Below are 15,639 nucleotides of genomic sequence, written 5' to 3'. Positions count from 1 at the left end.
AGCCTGGGCCGTCTTGGCCTGCTGACCCACGCCACCGCCGGCTTCGTCGACCCGGGCTTCTCGGGCCACGTCACGCTCGAGCTCGCCAACGTCGCGACGCTGCCGATCAAGCTCTACCCGGGCATGAAGATCGGCCAGCTCTGCTTCTTCAAGCTGACGTCCCCGGCGCTGCACCCCTACGGCTCGGAGAAGTACGGCTCGCGCTACCAGGGCCAGCGTGGCCCGACGGCCTCGCGCTCCTTCGCGAACTTCCACCGCACGGAGATCTGACTCTCGGCGCCTTGAGTGCGCAGGTGGTTGTTCTCGCCACGCGCGCGCACTCAAGCCCCCGTCGTACGCCGGAATGCCGCCGGCGTCTGACCGTCGCGGAGCCGGAACCACGCCCCGAAGTTCGACGCGTCGTCGAAGCCGACCGCCTCGCCCACACGCGCGACGCTGAGGTCGCTGTGCGCGAGCAGGCGCCGCGCCTCGAGCAGGACGCGCTCGTCGACGAGCTCCTTCGGCGTACGGCCGGTTGCGGCGCGGGTCGCGCGGGCGAGGGTCCGGGTCGACCAGCCCAGCCGGGCGGCGTACCAGGCGACGTCGTGGTGGTGCGCGTGCTCGGCCTCGAGCAGTGACCGGAAGGCGAGCCAGGCCTCGGAGCCGCTGGGCGCGTCCGGCCGGGAGCTCGCCTGTGCCGTGAGGCGCAGCAGCAGGGCAGCGAGCAGGTGGGTCAGCGCCGGCGCCCGGAGGGTGCGTGGCATGGCCTCGTCGGCGGCGAGGTCGGCGATCTCCGCCACCAGGGCCGGTACGCCGGCGGCCGCTGCGTCGTCCGTCGACCACCAGCTCGCGCCATCGGGCGCGGCGGCCCGGGTGAGGTCGGCCGTCACCGGGTCGAGCAGGCCCGCGGGGAAGATCAGCACCCACCCGTCGTACGCCGCGAGGTCGCCCCAGCGCTGCACCTGACCGGGGCGCACCCACAGCACCGAACCGGGCGTGAGCGTGTGCTCGGTGAAGTCGAGCATGTGGCGCTCGACGCCGGTGGTGGGCAGGAGGAGGAAGTGGAACTCGGGCCGCTGCACGTCGACGAAGGCGGCCGCGCCGGCTCGCTCGAGCATCGCCGTGACCGTGGTCGCCTCGACCTCGCCCGCCTTGCCCGCCGGCGGCTGATAAGTGACGGGAGCGATCGACTCGTGTCGCATATTCACCATCATAGGTCGCGCCGCAACCGTGTATGCGCAGCGGATGGCCGGAAGACTGGAGTCATCGAAGGAACAGAATCCACCATCGGAAGGACCCAGACATGACCAGCATCGCCATCCTCGGCGGCACCGGCTACGCAGGCTCGAACATCGCTCGTGAGGCGGCGAGCCGTGGCCACGACGTCACCGCCGTCTCCCGCTCGGAGGCTACCGTCCCGGCCGGCGTCACCCACCGGGTCGGCTCGCTCGCCGACGCTGACCTGGTCCGTGAGCTCGCAGCCAAGCACGACGTCGTGGCGGTCGCGACGCACGCGCTGGGCGACCCCGACCTGCGCGAGGCCCTCCCGCAGCTCGTCGAGGCAGCCCGTGACGGCGGCGCGCGTCTCGCCTTCGTCGGCGGTGCCGGCTCGACGCTGGTTGCCGAGGGCGGGCCGCGCCTGGTGGACACCGACGCGTTCCCGGACGAGTACAAGCCGGAGGCGCTGGCGCACGCCGAGGTCCTCGACTCCCTGCGAGCCGACCAGTCCGACCTGCAGTGGTTCTACGTCTCCCCGGCGGCCGGTTTCGGTGCCTGGGCGGCGGGTGAGGCGACCGGGTCGTACCGCAGCTCCGACGACGTGCTGCTCGCCGACGCGGCCGGCACCTCGGCGATCTCCGGGGCCGACTTCGCCAAGGCGTTCGTCGACGAGATCGAGGACCCCGCGCACGAGAACCAGCGGTTCCACGTCGCGTACTGACGCGCATCACGCCGTCCCCGCGTCCACCGTGCCTCTCCGGAGGTGCACCGGATGCGGGGACGGCTGCGTTGCGGCTGTGGTCTACAGGTCCGGCGTGCAGAGCCGCGCTGCGGCCGCGCCCGAGCGGAAGAGCGCGCTGAGCTGCGGCTCGCGGCTCCGGCGTACGAGCTCCTGGAGACGGGCGAGCAGCTCGACCTGGTCGGTGGCCGGCGACGCGAACGCGACCCGTACGTCGTCGTGCCCCGCCGCTGTCTCCGCACGCAGGGTGAGTCCCTCGCCGTCGAGCGCCAGTGGCGTCACCCGGGCGCGGTGGAGGTGCGTGGGGAGGAGGCGCCGGATCGCCCCGAGCTCGGCCGGGTGGCCGCTGGCGAGGTGGGCCAGCATCGGCGCCTCGACGAGGGCGAACGGGTCCGCCGTGGCCTCGGCGAGCAGGGCCAGGTCCACCGGCCCGCTCTCGCCGTTGACCTCCAGCTCGACGGCCAGCGGCCGGACCTGGAGGAGGCCGCTCTCGTCCGCCGCGAACGCTGCATGGCCGTGGACCCGGACCCTGGCCCGGATGCGGTCCCGGACAGGCAGGGGCGCGGGGTCGGCGATCTCGACCATCGCCGGCTGCGTGTGGCGGCAGCGGCCGTGAGCGGGCACGACCAGCTCGAGACCGGCGACGCGACCGTCCGGCAGGTCGGGGTCGTCGAGCCAGGTGACGTGGGCGGAGGAGGCCCGCGCGAGGACGTCGCGGACGCGACGGGCAGCGCGCAGGGCGTCGGAAGTGGCGACGGTCATGGCGATTCTCCATCCAGTAAGGCTTGCCTAACTAAGGTTTACCTTAGATGATGGGTTCCACGCCACCCCCGAACTCCCGGTCGGTCACCACGGAAGGCCTGCGCCACCAGGCCGACCGACCGGGCTCCCGGCGGCCGCCCCGCTCATCCTCGTGTCGGGGCGGTCGCCGACAACACCTGGCCACGAGCCGGAGATGGAGAAGCATGTCCACGCAGGTCGCTCACGCCCTCCCGATGATGATCACCGAGGTGACCGTCGCGGCGGTGGAGCAGCTGTCACCGTCGTTCGTCCGGGTCGAGCTCGCCTCGCCCGAGCTCGCCGACTTCGGCATCGAGGGCCAGCCCCTCCTGGACCAGCGGATCAAGCTGGTCTTCCCGAACGCCGCCGGCGAGCTCTCCTCCTTCGCCGGCGCCGACGAGTCGTGGTTCGGCACCTGGCTGCAGCGCCCCGCGGAGGAGCGCGGCCACATGCGCACCTACACGGTCCGCGCCGTGATCGGGACGGGCGCCGAGACGCGCGTCGTCGTTGACATCGTCGTCCACGAGCCGCCCTGCGGTCCCGGCTCGACGTGGGCGCGGTCGGCGGCCGTCGGCGATCGGCTCGTCCTCCTCGGCCCCCGCCGCGGCATGGCCTACGGCGGCATCGAGTTCGCGCCGCACGCCGGTGCCCAGGAGCTGCTCCTCGTCGCTGACGAGACCGCGCTGCCTGCCGTCGCCGCGATCCTCGCCGACCTGCCGGACACCGCCGTCGGGCAGGTCTTCCTCGAGGTGCCGGTCGCCGCCGACATCCAGGCCGACCTCGCCGCGCCGCCGGGCATCGCGGTCACGTGGCTCCCGCGGGACGGCGCCGAGCACGGCACCCGCATCCTGGCCGCGGCGGGCGAGCGGCTCGCCGTACGGGCTGCGGCGGAGCCGGCTGCGCTCGCTCTCGCCGCGGACGACGAGATCGACCCCGACCTCTGGGAGACCCCGGAGTACTCCTCCTCGGGGGAGGAGATCAGCACGGGTGATGCGCGGGCCGCGAAGAAGGTGCTGCCGGGCGTCTACGCGTGGATCGCAGGGGAGTCCGCGATGGTGACGAGCCTGCGCCGCTACCTCGTCAAGGAGGTCGGCATCGACCGGTCGCAGGTCGCCTTCATGGGCTACTGGCGGCGCGGCGTCGCGATGCGTAGCTGATCGGGCTCGCCGAGGCGATCGGCCTGGCCGGGCTGGCCGGGGCTGGCGGGCTCAGGCCTCGGCTGCGGCCTTGAGCTTCGCGAGCCCCTTGTCGAAGTCCTTCGCGATCGCCTTGTCGAAGAAGAGCTTGCCGGCGATCGCCATCAGCACGTTGCGCTCGCCGGACATCGCCCACAGGACGCGCGTGCCGGCCGGATTGCCGGTGACCTGGAAGACGGTCCTGTTGCGTGCCTTGAACGGCTTGAGGAACTGCAGGTCGATCTCGACCTCCTCGTCGGTCGCCCGCACGATCTCCATGGTCCCGGTGCCGACCTTCTTGTTGCCCTCCCACGCGTAGTGGGCGCCGACGCCCTGCTCCGCGCCCGAGTAGGTGCGCTGCAGGTCGGGGTCGAGCTCCTCCCACGGCGACCACCGGGTCCACGCGCGGAAGTCGACGATCAGCGAGCGGACGGTCGCCGGGTCCGCCGCGATCTGGATGTCACGGGAGTTCTCGAAGTGAGGCATGGCGTCAGGCTAGCGGCGCCCGCCGACAGCGTCCCGTCGTACGGCGGGGCGTGGCTGCGCTCTGCCGATGTGGTGCGTCCAGCACGCAATGGGTGCACGGTGGGCGCACCAAAGCAGCGATCCCGGAAATGCGCGACGGCCGCCCGGTCAGACCGGGCGGCCGTCGTGCGTGCTGCTGATCAGAGGTCGAACAGCGAGGACGCTCCGTGGATGTCGGCGTCGGTGCGCGGCGTGTGCGTCGCACCGCTCGACTTCGGGGCCTCCGCGGGCGCGGCCGGGGCCGGCTCGTCGTCAGCGGGGGTGTCGGCCTCGTCGGCAGACTCCTCAGCCGCCGGGGCGGCCTCCTCAGCCGGCGCCGCAGGCGCGTCGTCGGCATCGAGGATCGTCTCGGGGTCCTCGGCCGGGGCCGGGGTCTCCTCGACGGCGGGGGCCACCTCAGCTTCCGGCGCCTCAGCCTCAGCCGCAGGCGCGTCGGCAACCGGAGCAGCCGGAGCAGCCGGAGCAGCGGGCGCAGCAGGTGCGGCCGCGCTCGGAGCTGCAGCAGCCGCCGGGGCGCCACCCTCGGGCCACGGGATGTCGAAGAGCGACGAGGCGCCGTGGATGTCGACGTCCATGCGCGGCGTGGTCGCCGCGCCGCTCGACGCCGCCGGAGCAGCAGCGGGAGCGGCGGCCGGTGCAGCCTCAGCCGGTGCAGCCTCAGGCGCAGCGGCCTCGGCCGGAGCAGCCTCGGCCGGGGCCTCAATTTCAGTTGAGGTCGCCGCCGGCGCCTCGGCCGGAGTCGTCTCTGCCTCGACCTGGGCGGCCGCAGCCTGCTCGGTCGCAGCCGGAGCGGCGGCGGCCGGGGCAGCTGGAGCAGCGGCGGGGATGTCGAAGAGCGAACCGCCCGCGTTGAGGTCCTGGGCCGGAGCGGCCGGAGCCGCCTCTGCCTTCGGAGCCTCTGCCTTCGGAGCCTCAGCCTGCGCGGGAGCGGCAGGAGCAGCAGCCTCGGTCGGCGCGACGTCGAAGAGCGAACCACCCGAACCCAGGTCAGCGGCCGGCTTCGCCTCGGCGGCCGGAGCCGCGTCTGCGGACTTCGCCTCCGCGGGGGCCGCCTCGGTCGGCGCGACGTCGAAGAGCGACCCGCCGGCGGCCGGGGCAGCCTCGGCCTTCGGGGCCTCGGCCGGAGCCGGGGTGTCGAAGAGCGAGCCACCCGACGCGGGCTTGGACTCGGCCGGGGCAGCAGGGGCCTCGTCGAAGAGCGACGAGCCACCGGACGCCGGGGCAGCCGGAGCAGCCGGCTCGTCACCGAAGAGCGAACCACCCGACGCCGGAGCGGCAGGAGCGGCCTTCGCCTCGGACGCAGCAGGAGCATCGCCGAAGAGCGACGAACCGCCAGCCGCGGTGGAACCGGCGCCGCCGGCGACCTCCGCACCCTCGACTCCGGACGCCGCGGGCTCACCCTCAGCAGCCGGAGCGGCAGCGCCAGCCTTCGCTGCCGGACTGGCGACAGGAGCCTCGCCCGGCTTGAACTTCGTGGCCACCTCTCCCTTGACGGATGCGAGCAGCATCTGCGCGACGTCGAGGACCTCGACCTCGGTGCGGGCCTCCTCGTCAGCCTGCATCTTGGTCAGGCCGTCGGCCAGCATCACGCGGCAGAACGGGCAGCCGACGGCGATCTGGTCGGCGCCGGTGCCGACAGCCTCCTCCGTGCGGTTGAGGTTGATCCGGGAGCCGATCGTCTCCTCCATCCACATGCGGGCACCACCGGCGCCACAGCAGAAGGACTTCTCGGAGTTGCGCTCCATCTCGACGACCTCGGCGCCGGGAAGGATCTGCAGGAGGTCGCGCGGCGGCGAGTAGACCTGGTTGTGACGACCCAGGAAGCAGGGGTCGTGGTAGGTGATGGAGCGCTTGTGCGCACCCTCGCCGGTCTTCACCGGGGTCAGCTTGCCCTCGCGCACGAGGCGGTTGAGCAGCTGCGTGTGGTGCACGACCTCGAGCTCGATGCCGAGGTCGCGGTACTCGTTCTTCAGGGTGTTGAAGCAGTGCGCACAGGTCGAGACGACCTTCTTGACCTTGAACTCCTTGAAGGTCTCGATGTTCTGCTGTGCGAGGCCCTGGAAGACGAACTCGTTGCCGGCACGGCGAGCGGAGTCACCGGTGCAGGTCTCGCCGTTGCCCAGGACGCCGAAGGAGACGTCGGCCATGTGGAGCAGCTCGGCGACGGCGCGGGTGGTCTTCTTGGCGCGGTCCTCGTAGGCACCGGCGCAGCCGACCCAGAAGAGCCACTCGACGGAGTCGAGGTCCTCGATGTCCTCACCGACGACCTTGACGTCGAAGTCGAGACCCTGCGCCCACTCGAGACGGGCGTTCGGGTTCATGTTCCACGGGTTGCCCTTGTTCTCCAGGCCCTTGAAGAGGCCGTTGAGTTCCGCGGGGAAGTTCGACTCGACGAGCACCTGGTAGCGGCGCATGTCGACGAAGTGGTCGACGTGCTCGATGTCGACCGGGCACTGCTGGACGCAGGCACCACAGTTGGTGCAGGACCACAGCGCGTCGTCGGAGATGACGAAGTCGCCACCCTCGGGGTTGTAGAACCAGTCCTGGGCGTCCTCGAGGTGGCCGTCCACCTCGGCGTGGCCGACGAGGGCACGGTCAGCGGCACCCTCGACACCGGCGGCCTTCTCGTAGGCGTGCTCGCGCAGCGCCATCATCATCAGCTTCGGCGAGAGCGGCTTCTCGGTGTTCCACGCGGGGCACTGCGACTGGCAGCGGCCACACTCGGTACAGGTCGTGAAGTCGAGGATGCCCTTCCAGGAGAAGTCCTCGATCGAGCCGACACCCAGCACCGAGTCCTCGTCGAGGTCGTCGATGTCGTCGAGGGTGATCGCCTTCCCGCCGGAGGTCAGCGGCTTGACCGCGCCCAGCGCCGTACGTCCGGAGTTCTCGCGCTTGAGGAAGATGTTGAACCAGGCGGTGAAGCGGTGCCAGGCGACACCCATCGTGAGGTTCGAGGAGATCACGATCAGCCAGACCATGGCCGAGGTGATCTTCAGCATCGCGATGAAGAAGATCCAGTTCTTCGCGCCCTCGGCGTCCGTCGGGAAGAGGTTCGCGAAGTACTGCGCGAGCGGGAAGTGGAACGCCGTGGCGTGGTCGCCGTGGCCCTCCGCCTTCATCAGGTTGTACTCGGCACCGCGGATGAAGAGGATCGCGATCGACTCGAAGAAGACCATCGCCTCGACGAAGTAGGCCTGCCACATCGTGGAGCCGTAGAAGCGCGTGGAGCGCGACGGGTTGGCCGACGGGCGCTTGCGCAGGCGGTAGATCACCAGCGGGATGATCGCCAGCGCACCGAGGAGGCCGATGAACTCGGAGACCCACTCGAAGAGGAAGAAGTGACCGATGATCGGCCACGCGAAGTCAGGCTTGAAGAGCTGGAAGAAGCCCTGCATGACCGCGGTCGACAGCACGAGGAACGCCATGTAGGCGAACCAGTGCAGCGCGCCGACCCACCAGATCTGGAACATCCTCGTGTGGAGGAAGGTCTCCTTCAGCAGGTTCAGGCCGCGGGCGACCGGGCGGTCGGCGCGACCGAGGGCCGGCTGGCCCTGGCGGATCACCTTCAGCATCGCGCGGACGGCGCGGGTGGTCAGCGCGACGGCGACGACGCTGACGGACAGGCTCACCACGATGGCGATGATCTGCATCAAAGACATGGAGGGACGGCTCCTTGCGAGTCGGTTCTACCCATGGGTAGGGCTGGCGGCATCCTAGCCCGCAGAATGCCTGCGTCTCGCGTGACAGAAGTCGCTTAGGGCACCCTTACCTGCAGGTCAGCAGGGGTGTGGGGCCGCTCGTCAGCGCGAGGAGGACCGGATGCCGAGCCAGCCCGCGGCCAGGCAGGCGAGTGCTGCGAGCGCCGCGAACCAGGGGTAGATCGCCTCGAGGCCCCACGTGGTCGCGGCCCAGCCGGCGCCGATCGTCGGGAAGGCCATCGCCGAGTAGGCGAGCAGGTAGTACGCCGACATGGTCTCGCCGCGGCGGTCCGCCGGAACGACGTTCGACAGGTGGCGGAGCGAGCCGCCGAAGCTCAGTCCGAAGGCGGCGCCGAGGACTGCGGAGATCGCGAAGACGGCGTACGGGTCGTGGCTGGCCAGCGCGGGGATCGTCAGCAGGAGCGAGATCGCCATGCCGAGGTCGCCGGCGAGGGCCGAGCGCCGCGCTTCGAGGTCGGTGACGGCGAGCTGGACGAGCGCCGCGGCCAGCGCCGAGACCGCGACCACAGCGCCACCGAAGACGAGGTTGTGCACGTCGGTCTTCTCGGCGGCGAGCGTGGGGAAGAGGGAGAGCAGGACGCCGAGCACGGACCAGGCGGCCATCACCCCGAGTGCGGCGAACCAGAAGTCCACCCGGATCTCGGCCGGGACCGACGGCTTCGCGATGCGGATCCGGCTCCGGGTGCGGTCCGCGTGGGTCTCGCTCAGCGCGAGCAGGCCGATGCCGATGGCGACGACGAGGGCGCCGATCACGACGAACGGCAGCCGGAGCGGGTACGGCGCGTACTGGGCGAGGAGCGAGGAGCTGAGGATCGCGAAGGTGATGCCGACGTTGAAGGCGACCCCGCTGAGCTGGCCGGTGCGCCGGCCGTGATCGGGGCGCAGGTCCATCAGTGCGGCTGCCCCGGCGACGACGATCGAGCCGACGGCGGCGCCGTGGAGCGTGCGGGCCAGGAGCAGCATCCAGACGTTCTCCGCGAGGAGGAAGACGACGAGGCCGGCGACGAGGGTCGTCGTCGCGGCGAGCAGGACCGGCTTGCGGCCGACGGCGTCGGAGATCGGGCCCGAGACGAGGACGGCGGCCAGCGCCGCGAAGGCGTAGACCGCGAAGATCACCGTCGTGGTCAGCGGCGTGAGGTGCCACTCCGACTGGTAGATCCCGTAGAGCGGGGCGGGCATGCCGGAGACGCCGAGCGCGATGCCGGTCAGCGTGAGGACCAGCGAGTAGGCCCAGGTCTGGCCGGTGGCGGCGCCGGCTGGCGCCCCGATGCCGCTGGTCGCCGCTGCGCTCGTCACCGTGTGCCTGCTTCCGGTAGGTTTGATGTACGTCGAACCTCCACCGTACGCTGGGTTCGATCAACATCAAACCCGTTTCGAGGTGACCCGCGTGACACTCGACGCCCAGCCGACTCCGTCGCCGGACGACGTGGCGCCGCTCCCGGTTGCGGGCATCCAGCAGCTGCTCGCCGCCCTGCAGGACCCCGTCCGCCTCGAGATGGTGCGCCGCCTGGTGGAGGCCGGGGGCGAGGCGCAGTGCAAGCGCCTCTACGACGGCATCGGCAAGTCGACGGCTGCCCACCACTTCCGGATCCTGCGCGAGGCCGGGATCACCGAGCGCCTGACGGTCGAGGGCACCTTCCACCAGCGGCTGCGCGCTGCCGATGTCGACGAGGTCGCGCCGGGTCTCCTGGACGCCGTGGTGAGCGCAGCCCGTCGCGAGACCGCCTGACCCGACGACGTCAGCCCGGGAGGGCGACTCCGTTGAGCGCCTGGACGACGGGTGCCAGCTCGGGCTGTGCGGCGGCCTTCTCCAGTGCCCCCGCGAGCGCCTCGTCGTGGATCGGCCGCGCCTTCGCGTAGAGCGTGCGCCCGGCGGCGGTGAGCTCGGTGTAGATGCCGCGCCGGTCGTCGGCGCACAGGATCCGGGTGAGCAGGCCCCGGTCCTCGAGGCGGGTCACCAGTCGTGTCGTCGCACTGGGCGAGAGGGCCGCGGCGCGGGCGAGCTGCTGCATCCGCATGTGCCAGCCGTCTTGGCGGCTCAGCGCGTCGATGACGGTGTACTCGACGACGGAGACCTCGACAGTCTGCGCGAGTGCGCGCTCGAGCTCGGCCTCGATCAGGCCGTGGAGCGCTGCCAGCGTGCGCCAGCCCTGCGCGCGCACCTCGAGCGCCTCGTCGGCGATGCCCATCGCACACCTCTTCCGCAGAAAAGTCAGATCTTTGCTTGCGCTGGCTAATTGCGTGTGCAACTATTTCATTCACCGCGCAAACATCCAGCGTGTGCAACTACTCTCTCACATCCAGAGGAGATTCCCCATGCCCCTCGGTCTGATCGCTCTCGCACTCGGGAGCTTCGGCATCGGGCTCACCGAGTTCGTCATCATGGGCCTGCTCCCGGAGGTCGCGGCCGACTACCGCGTCTCCGAGTCGGCGGCCGGGTGGCTGATCTCCGGCTACGCCCTCAGCGTCGTCGTCGGGGCGCTCGCGCTCACCGCTGCCACCACGCGGCTGGACCGCAAGAAGGTCCTGCTCGGCCTCGTCGTGCTCTTCATCCTCGGCAACGTCATCACCGCCGCGGCCTCGACGTACGGCGTGGCCATGGCCGGCCGGGTCGTCGCGGCCCTGTGCCACGGCGCCTTCTTCGGCATCGGTGCGGTGGTCGCCTCCAGCCTGGTCGCGCCCGAGAAGAAGGCGGGTGCGGTGGCGATCATGTTCACCGGGCTCACCGCCGCCAACGTGCTCGGCGTCCCGTTCGGGACCCTCCTCGGCCAGCAGGCGGGGTGGCAGGCGACCTTCTGGGCGATCGCCGGCATCGGGGTCGTCGCCCTCATCGGCATCGCCGTGCTGGTCCCCGACCTGACCACGGACGCACCCGCGGTGCGCCTGCGCCACGAGCTGCTGGCCTTCCGCTCCGGGCAGGTGTGGTTCTCGCTCGTCATCACCGTGCTCGCGTACGGCGGGATGTTCGGCGCGTTCACCTACATCGCCTACACGCTCACCGAGGTCTCCGGCTTCGCCACCTCCACCGTGCCGTGGCTGCTCGTCCTCTTCGGTGCCGGCCTCGTCGTCGGCAACACGATCGGCGGCCGCCTCGCCGACCGCTCGATCGACGGCACCCTCGTGGCGGTCGTTGCAGCACTCACGGTGCTGCTGGCCGGCTTCGCCCTCGTCGCGGGCTCGCAGTCGCTGACGGTCATCGCCCTCTTCCTGATGGGTAGCCTCGGCTTCGCCACCGTGCCGGCGCTGCAGAGCCGGGTCATGGAGTACGCCGGACAGGCACCGACGCTCGCCTCGGGTGCCAACATCGGTGCCTTCAACGCGGGCAACGCGCTCGGCGCCTGGGCCGGTGGCGTTGGGATCTCGGCTGGCCTCGGCTACACCTCGCCGATCTGGATCGGTGCTGCGATCACCCTCGCCGGCCTGGTCGTCGTGATCGTCGCTCGTGCGGCGGCAGCACGGGCGAGCCGTCCCGCCACCCTCGCGCAGGCGCCTGCGCTCGCCTGACGCCGCTGCCCGTGGCCTCCACCCGCGCGGGTGGAGGCCACGGGGGAGCTCAGGCCGTCCGGCGTACGGCGGTCACGGTGCCCGCAGCCGAGAAGTCGACGGCCATGCGTGCGGTGGCGCCGTTCGTGCCGTTCGCGCAGGTGCTGAAGGTCCGGCCCAGCCGCTCGTAGGGCTGTCCGATCGCGTCGAGCACCTGACGGGTCGTCATGCCGGTGGTCACCTTGGCACGGAGGGCGTCGGCGCCGATCCGCAGCGAGGGGTTGCGGCAGGCGTCGGGCGCGACGCCGAGCGCGCGCTCCCACGTCTGCAGGTAGGCCTCGGCACCGCGGCTCATGTCCTCCTTGAAGCCCACGCCCTGGGTGCCGGCGACGTGGGAGGCGTCCTCGATCCAGTCGGGGTAGAGGCCGTACTGCGCCACGCCGTCGGTGTTGACGTCCCAGACGCGCTGCCCGCTGACGCCACGGTCGAGGGTCACGCCGCCGAGGCCGGTGAAGGGGTAGGTGACCGGGTTCGCCGCGGACGCCCCGCGCGGGGAGCCCTGGGAGCCGAAGCCGTTCATGTCCGCGCCGTAGCCGAAGCCGAAGTAGTAGCGCGAGTCCGCCCAGCCCACGTGCTGCTTCCACTTGCCGACGAAGCCCGGCGAGTCGCCGGCGTACGGCGTGACGAAGCCGCCCAGCTGGTAGATGCGCGGGTAGGCGTCGGGCGTCGACCAGGAGTGGCTCGAGATGATGCCGGGGTGGCGTCCCTCGGCGGCGGCCTGCTCGTAGAGGTCGAGGGCGGCGTTGCGGCCCGCGACGCTCATGTGGTCGGGGTCGAAGAGGATGCCGTTGTCGATCATCTGGTTGAGCAGCCGCTTGCCGAGATCGGTCAGGCCGCGGGTGTTGCAGTGCGGGCCCGCGGGGTACGCCGGCAGCGGCTGGATCCCGAGCAGGCCGTAGAGCCGGCCGATCCCGCCGAAGATCGCGTCCTGCTCGGGCAGCGCTCCGGCCGGGGCGGTCAGCGGGCCCTGGAGCTTGTCGTGCTCCTCGGGCGGGTTGGTCGAGGGACACGTCTGCATCCGCAGGAACGAGCCGGTGTTGTAGAAGTTGCCGAGATTGGTGATCGTGCCGGTGCTGCCCTCGTCGCCGGTGACGCCGGTCAGCGCGTTGTCGAACTTGTTGGTGATCTCCATCTGCCGTACGCCGAGCGCCTTGACCTCAGCGAGGCCCGCGTCGAGCTGGGCCGGCGTGCAGGTCGGAGAGCCGGCCCTGACGTTGCAGCCGAACGGCACCGAGGTCTCGATGCCCATGATCACCGCGAGCTTGCCGGAGTTGATCACCTGACGAGCCTGGAAGGGGTCGGTGACGATCCGGTACCAGCCGCGACCGGGACCGCCGTACTGCGCGTCGATGTAGTCCTGCAGCGCGTACATGTCCTTCGCCTGCCGGCGGATCGAGTCCATGTCGTCGCAGTTGTGGCGCTTGAGCGGGTAGAGCTCGCAGAGCACGTTGTTCTCGACGAGGAGGTTCGTGTAGACGCGCAGTCCGCCGCGCCACGACCGCTCCAGCCACTTCCAGTAGACGCCCTGGTGCGTCAGCGAGTGGGGGTTGGGCCACTCCTTGAACGTCGGCCAGCCGACCGGGTCGTGCCCCGTGCCGGGCGTCCGTCCGGCGAGGAAGTCCTCGAGCACCGCGCCCTTGCCGTTGGCCAGCTGGTGGTCGGGGCAGTCGACCAGCGCGTACGCCGCGCCGTACCGGTGCCAGGGCGGGCTGCAGATGACCTGCCCGCCGAGGAACTCGTGGCTCATGCCGTGGGTGTGCGGGTCGACGTAGCCGCGCACCTCCTGGAAGGAGCTGGTGCCGGCGAACGGGCCGCCGGTGACGTTGGTGTCCGCCTCCGGGTACGCCGTGCAGCCGGTCGTGCGGGCCAGCGCGAAGGGTGTCGGGGTGCCGACGGCCAGCCCGCCGGTCGCCGTGCGGCGCAGGCTCCGGCCGTTGGCCAGCCGGAAGGTATAGCTGCCCGTGCTGGTGCGTTCCACGGTCCAGTCTGCCGAGGTGGAGGGCTTCGGCTGCGGTGCGACGGTGCCGAGGAGGGTGGCGCCGAGGAACTTCTTGTCGGGCGTGTAGAGCAGGTAGCTGCCGAGGCCGGTCGCCTGGAAGAGGTAGGGCTTGCCGTTGAGCGTGTAGCAGCCGCCCGCCATGGCGTAGCGGTCCTCCGGCACCGCGAGGCGCGGGCGGCCGAGCTGGGCCGTCGTCAGCGTCGGATCGGCCATGGCGCGCTCGGAGGCGACGTACGCCTCGGCTGCGGCGCGCTCGCTGTCGGTCGTCGGGTCTGTGGTGAACGCGGCCTCGGGGGAGCGGCTGAGGGCGTTCTTGACGGTGAGGTCGTTGTCGTCGTGGTCCTCGTCGGCATGGAGCGCGACGAGGGTGCTGGTCGTCGTGTGGACCGCGCCGACGGGGTTGCCGGGCACGCCTGCCGTGGTAGAGGTCGCCGTCGCGACGCCGAGAGAGACGGCGGTGACGGCGATCGTGGCGGAGAGGCCGAGGCGGAGGACAGCGCGGTTCACGACCAGGCTCCGATCGTGGTCTCCGGCACGACGCCCGCGCGGATCCGCTGGGGATGGTCCCCCACGGGCAGGTAGGCGATCTCCTCGCCGCTGCGGACGTCGATCACGGCCACCGCGTCGGAGCCGCTGAGCGACGCCCAGCAGGTGTCGCCGGGACCTTCGGTGGTCCAGTAGGGCTTCAGGTGCTCGCGGCCCGTGGTCGTGGCGTCGAAGAACCGGGCCTTGCCGGTGGCGCGGTCGACCAGGGCGAGGTAGTCGTCCATCGTGCCCGCCGCGCACAGCGTGCGGCCGGTCGCGTCGATGGAGAGGCCGTGGTGGGCGGAGTCGTTGACGTACTGCTCCAGCAGCATCTCCGGCACCCGGTTGGGCAGCGGCAGCAGGCGCGTGACCGCGCCCGTGCGCGGCTCCGGGATGCCGCCCGCGGCGTAGCCGACCGCACCGTCACCGTCGGGCGCCTGCGTGTCGAACTCGACGATGCCGTGGAAGTAGGAGACCTGGAAGTAGACGAACCGCTCGTCCGGTGCGATCGCCATCGGGCGGACGGCGGCGCTCATGTCGGGGTAGCCGGCCTCGGCCAGCTCCTTGCCCATGTCCCAGCGCTTCTCGACGCCGAACGTCGCGTTGTCGACAACCTGGAACCAGCGGTCGCCCTTGAGCGCATCGTGGAGCGGGCCGAGCTTGACCGGGCCGAGCGTCGTGGCGTCGCCGGGCGTGTAGACCTTGCCGATGCTGGCGTGGAAGATGCGGGAGCCGTCGGCGGTGTAGTTGCTCTCGTGGGGCGTCTCGCCGGAGACGAAGGTCCGCAGCCGATCGCCCATCCTGATCAGCTGGCCGGCGACCGTCTCCTCGACCATCGAGTACTCGATCACCTGGCGCGACGTCGAGTCCGAGACCAGCAGCCGGCGTCCGTCGGGGGAGAGCCCCATGTGGTCGGTCCGGTAGCCGTCCATGGACTGCTCGCGCACGATGCTGTCGCTCCGGCCCGCAGTCGCCTTCGCGATGTCGATCCAGACGATGTCCCCGAGGCTGGGGCGACTCACGGCGAGGTAGCGGCCGTCGGTCGTGGTGAACATGTCGTCGACGTACTGGTCGTGGCCCTCTCCGGGACCCTGCTGGATCAGCAGGTAGTAGGCCAGGCGGACCGGGTCGAGCCGGATCGCCAGGAGCTCCTGCGCCTTGTCCGGCACCAGGTTCACACCGCTGCGGAGCACCGTGCGCGTGTGTGCGTCGACGATCGAGGCGGTGCCCGCCCAGTTGTTCCCGACGAACATGACGTCGCGCAGCTGCGGCGTGACGGCCGGGGCTGGGGCGGCTGGCGACGGGGCGATCGAGCCGGGTACGGCGACCGCGCAGGCGATGGCTCCGGCCAGGGCGGAGCGGGTGAAGACACGACGCATGAACGACTCCCCATGAGCTGTGCACGTCGTCACAGCGACCCGTGCCCTCTCATGTTGA

Annotated in this window: 13 protein-coding genes; 5 read left to right on the top strand and 8 right to left on the bottom strand. The window is 71.2% G+C overall.

Features of this window, described 5'->3' with window-relative positions; translation table 11 throughout:
* A partial coding sequence (gene dcd / locus VLF38_RS00565) for a dCTP deaminase (RefSeq protein ID WP_325269345.1) occupies positions 1 to 270 on the top strand: 270 nt, incomplete at its 5' end.
* Positions 271 to 320: 50 nt separating this feature from the next.
* On the opposite strand, the gene VLF38_RS00560 is transcribed toward dcd, so the two are convergent.
* Positions 321 to 1,181: an AraC family transcriptional regulator gene (locus VLF38_RS00560; RefSeq protein ID WP_325269344.1), complete on the bottom strand. Its 861-nt coding sequence runs from the start codon at positions 1,179 to 1,181 to the stop codon at positions 321 to 323.
* A gap of 101 nt (positions 1,182 to 1,282) precedes the next feature.
* On the opposite strand from VLF38_RS00560, the gene VLF38_RS00555 reads away from it, so the two are divergent.
* Entirely contained in the window at positions 1,283 to 1,918 is a 636-nt protein-coding gene (locus VLF38_RS00555; protein WP_325269343.1) for an NAD(P)-dependent oxidoreductase, read from the top strand.
* Positions 1,919 to 1,999: 81 nt separating this feature from the next.
* On the opposite strand, the gene VLF38_RS00550 is transcribed toward VLF38_RS00555, so the two are convergent.
* A complete protein-coding gene (locus tag VLF38_RS00550) occupies positions 2,000 to 2,698 on the bottom strand; it encodes a DUF2470 domain-containing protein (RefSeq protein WP_325269342.1) in 699 nt (232 codons plus the stop codon).
* Between the two features lie 203 nt (positions 2,699 to 2,901).
* On the opposite strand from VLF38_RS00550, the gene VLF38_RS00545 reads away from it, so the two are divergent.
* A complete protein-coding gene (locus VLF38_RS00545) occupies positions 2,902 to 3,873 on the top strand; it encodes a siderophore-interacting protein (protein WP_325269341.1) in 972 nt (323 codons plus the stop codon).
* Between the two features lie 51 nt (positions 3,874 to 3,924).
* Here the strand turns inward: VLF38_RS00545 and VLF38_RS00540 are convergent, their stop codons facing one another.
* From VLF38_RS00540 to VLF38_RS00530, 3 genes are all read right to left on the bottom strand, one after another.
* Positions 3,925 to 4,377 carry an SRPBCC family protein gene (locus tag VLF38_RS00540; RefSeq protein WP_325269340.1) on the bottom strand — a complete coding sequence of 151 codons (453 nt, stop codon included), beginning with the start codon at positions 4,375 to 4,377 and terminating at the stop codon, positions 3,925 to 3,927.
* Positions 4,378 to 4,556: 179 nt separating this feature from the next.
* Positions 4,557 to 8,075 carry a (Fe-S)-binding protein gene (locus VLF38_RS00535; protein WP_325269339.1) on the bottom strand — a complete coding sequence of 1,173 codons (3,519 nt, stop codon included), beginning with the start codon at positions 8,073 to 8,075 and terminating at the stop codon, positions 4,557 to 4,559.
* Between the two features lie 141 nt (positions 8,076 to 8,216).
* Positions 8,217 to 9,431, bottom strand: a complete 1,215-nt coding sequence (locus VLF38_RS00530) for an MFS transporter (RefSeq protein WP_325269338.1) — start codon at positions 9,429 to 9,431, stop codon at positions 8,217 to 8,219.
* Between the two features lie 91 nt (positions 9,432 to 9,522).
* Here VLF38_RS00530 and VLF38_RS00525 point away from each other — a divergent pair, with 91 nt between their 5' ends.
* Positions 9,523 to 9,864, top strand: coding sequence for a helix-turn-helix transcriptional regulator (locus tag VLF38_RS00525; RefSeq protein ID WP_325269337.1), 342 nt, complete (start codon positions 9,523 to 9,525; stop codon positions 9,862 to 9,864).
* 10 nt (positions 9,865 to 9,874) lie between these two features.
* On the opposite strand, the gene VLF38_RS00520 is transcribed toward VLF38_RS00525, so the two are convergent.
* A complete protein-coding gene (locus VLF38_RS00520; protein WP_325269336.1) occupies positions 9,875 to 10,324 on the bottom strand; it encodes a MarR family winged helix-turn-helix transcriptional regulator in 450 nt (149 codons plus the stop codon).
* 127 nt (positions 10,325 to 10,451) lie between these two features.
* Between VLF38_RS00520 and VLF38_RS00515 the strand changes: the two genes are divergently transcribed.
* Positions 10,452 to 11,639: an MFS transporter gene (locus VLF38_RS00515; protein WP_325269335.1), complete on the top strand. Its 1,188-nt coding sequence runs from the start codon at positions 10,452 to 10,454 to the stop codon at positions 11,637 to 11,639.
* 49 nt (positions 11,640 to 11,688) lie between these two features.
* Here the strand turns inward: VLF38_RS00515 and VLF38_RS00510 are convergent, their stop codons facing one another.
* Positions 11,689 to 14,184 (bottom strand): hypothetical protein, encoded by a 2,496-nt coding sequence (locus VLF38_RS00510; protein WP_325269334.1) that lies wholly within the window; start codon positions 14,182 to 14,184, stop codon positions 11,689 to 11,691.
* Positions 14,181 to 15,581, bottom strand: coding sequence for a serine/threonine protein kinase (locus tag VLF38_RS00505; protein ID WP_325269333.1), 1,401 nt, complete (start codon positions 15,579 to 15,581; stop codon positions 14,181 to 14,183). The genes VLF38_RS00510 and VLF38_RS00505 overlap by 4 nt, the downstream gene beginning before the upstream one ends.
* Between the last annotated feature and the right edge of the window lie 58 nt (positions 15,582 to 15,639).

This window comes from Nocardioides sp., from assembly GCF_035481145.1.
Classification (GTDB): Bacteria; Actinomycetota; Actinomycetes; order Propionibacteriales; family Nocardioidaceae; genus Nocardioides.
The sequence above is the reverse complement of the archived record's forward strand: the minus strand, read 5'-3'. Positions and strand labels throughout refer to the sequence as shown.